The organism is Mesorhizobium sp. M7A.F.Ca.AU.001.01.1.1 (genome assembly GCF_004022735.1).
Taxonomy (GTDB): Bacteria; Pseudomonadota; Alphaproteobacteria; order Rhizobiales; family Rhizobiaceae; genus Mesorhizobium; species Mesorhizobium ciceri.
In genome coordinates this window covers 1-2,739 of sequence record NZ_RZPF01000796.1, presented here as the reverse complement: position 1 = coordinate 2,739, position 2,739 = coordinate 1, and the positions used below count along the sequence as shown (strand labels likewise).

Here is a 2,739-nt window from a genome sequence, read left to right as displayed (position 1 = left end):
GTCCAGGATGCGGACGGCGTGACCACGACCTGCCGCGATCGGCTGTCGGGTAAGGATTTCACCGTGCGGTCGAAGTTCCTCGTCGGCGCCGACGGCGGCAACTCGCTGGTGGCCGAGCATCTGGGCCTGCCGCTCGACGGTAAGATGGGCGTCGGCGGCTCGATGAACATCCTGTTCAGGGCCGATCTGTCGAAATACGTCGCGCACCGGCCGAGCGTCCTCTACTGGGTCATGCAGCCCGGCGCCGACGTCGGCGGCATCGGCATGGGTCTGGTTCGCATGGTGCGGCCGTGGGATGAGTGGCTGATCGTCTGGGGCTACGACATCAACCAGCCGCCGCCGGAGGTAACGCCGGAACTGGCCACCGAGGTCGCGCGTCAATTGGTCGGAGATTCCGCGCTCGAGATCGAGCTCCTGGGCGCCAACACCTGGACGGTGAACAACTGCTTCGCCACGCACATGCAGAAGGGGCGGGTGTTCATCATGGGCGACGCCGCGCACCGGCATCCGCCCTCGAACGGGCTCGGCTCGAACACATCGATCCAGGATGGGTTCAATCTCGCCTGGAAGCTTGCCAAGGTCGTCAAGGGGCAGGCGGGCATCGGGCTTCTGGATAGCTACTCTGCCGAGCGCGCACCGATCGCGCGCCAGATCGTGACGCGGGCGAACCAGTCCATTGCCGAATTCGGACCGATCTTCGAGGCGCTCGGCATGGATGGCGGCGTCGATCACGACAAGATCCAGAGGAACATGGAGGCCCGCGCCGACGCGACGCCCGCGGCCGAAGCGCAGCGCGAGGCGCTCCGCAAGGCTATCGCCTTCAAGAAGTACGAGTTCGACGCCCATGGCGTCGAGATGAACCAGCGCTATGCGTCCGGCGCGGTGGTGACCGACGGCCAGCGCGAGCCGGCATTCGAGAAGGATCGCGAGCTGCACTATGCGCCAACGACGTGGCCGGGCGCGCGCTTGCCGCATGTCTGGGTGTTCGAGCGCTCGGGCAGGAAGGTCTCGACGCTCGATCTTTGCGGGCATGGCGAGTTCACGCTTTTGACCGGTATTGGCGGCGAGGCGTGGGTCGCCGCGGCGGAGACGGTGGGCGCGGAGCTCGGTCTGCCGATCCGCAGCCATGTGATCGGCCCGCGCCGCACGATCGAGGATCATGCCGGCGACTGGGCCGGCGCGCGGGAGATCCGCGACACCGGCTGCCTGATCGTCCGTCCCGACCACCACGTCGCCTGGCGTTCCGAAACGCTCGCGGCCGATCCGGCGGCCGAACTGCGCCGGGTCTTCAAATCCGTTCTGGCGCGCTGAGGAGGATCGCATGATTGACGAACACGAATCCGGCTATTTCACCGAGGCGAACTCGGCCGAGGTCGTCGTGGCGCGCAACAGGAACGCCAAAGACGAGCGGCTCAAAGAGGTGATGGAGGTCATCACCCGAAAGCTGCACGAGGCGGTGAAGGAGATCGAGCCGACGCAGGAGGAATGGTTCGGCGCGATCATGTTCCTGACGCAGACGGGCCAGATCTGCAACGAATGGCGGCAGGAGTACATCCTGCTGTCGGATGTTCTCGGCGTCTCGATGCTGGTCGATGCGATCAACAACCGCAAGCCGTCGGGTGCCTCGGAATCCACGGTGCTGGGGCCTTTCCACGTCGCCGACGCGCCCGAATTGCCAATGGGATCGAACATCTGCCTCGACCAGAAGGGCGAGCCGATGTTCGTGCATGGCCGCATCCTCAATACCGAGGGTAACCCGATCGCAGGCGCCAAGATCGACGTCTGGCAGGCCAATGACGAGGGTTTCTACGACGTGCAGCAGAAGGGCATCCAGCCCGACTTCAATCTGCGCGGGGTGTTCCGCACCGGTGCGGACGGACGTTACTGGTTCCGCGGCGTGAAGCCCAAATACTACCCGATCCCGGATGACGGTCCGGTCGGCAGGCTGCTGGGCGCGCTAGGCCGCCACCCCAATCGTCCGGCGCATCTCCACTACATCGTCGAGGCCGAGGGCTTCGACGCGCTGACCACGCACATCTTCGATCCGGACGATCCGTACATCGATTCAGATGCCGTCTTCGGCGTGAAGAAAAGCCTGCTCGCCGAATTCCGCAAGGTCGAGGACGCCGAAGCCGCGGCCAGGGTCGAGGTCGCGGCGCCGTTCTACGACGTGGAGTTCGATTTCGTGCTGTCGCGCAAGGGAGGAAACTGATGGCCGCACTTGAGAAGATGTTCGATGTCAGAGGCAAGTCGGTGATCGTCACCGGCGGCGCCAGCGGCATCGGGCAGGCCTATTCCGAGATCATGGCCGAGCACGGGGCGAAGGTCTGCATCTTCGACCTGAACCCTGCCGGGCTGGAGAAGACCGTGGCGGCGATCAGGGCGGCGGGTGGCGATGTCTGGGGCCAGGTCGTCGATGTCGGCGACCGTGCGGCCATGGCGGCCGCCTTCGACAAGGTGGCCGAGAAGGCCGGCTCGATCGACGTCGTGTTCGCCAATGCCGGGATCGACGCCGGGCCGGGCTTCAACACCCCGACGGGCGAAAGGAACCCCGAGGGCGCCATCGAGAACCTGCCCGACGAGCACTGGGACAAGGTGATCGAGATAAACCTGACCTCGGTCTACACCACGATCAAGCATGCCGTGCGGCACATGAAGCCGAATGGCGGCGGCCAGATCATCGTCACGTCGTCCATCGCCTCGCTGATCAACGAGAGCATCGTGGGTACACCCTACATG

3 protein-coding genes are annotated in these 2,739 nt (G+C 65.2%); all 3 read left to right on the top strand.

Going from position 1 to position 2,739, the window contains the following annotated elements; all coding sequences use genetic code 11:
• Positions 1-1,311, top strand: a 1,311-nt coding sequence (locus EN884_RS31975; protein WP_128360972.1) for an FAD-dependent monooxygenase, incomplete at its 5' end; no start/stop codon positions are given.
• Positions 1,312-1,321: 10 nt separating this feature from the next.
• On the top strand, positions 1,322-2,212 hold the full coding sequence (locus tag EN884_RS31970) for an intradiol ring-cleavage dioxygenase (RefSeq protein ID WP_063167503.1): 891 nt from the start codon (positions 1,322-1,324) through the stop codon (positions 2,210-2,212).
• Positions 2,212-2,739, top strand: a 528-nt coding sequence (locus tag EN884_RS31965) for an SDR family NAD(P)-dependent oxidoreductase (RefSeq protein ID WP_128360971.1), incomplete at its 3' end; no start/stop codon positions are given. The genes EN884_RS31970 and EN884_RS31965, both read left to right, overlap by 1 nt.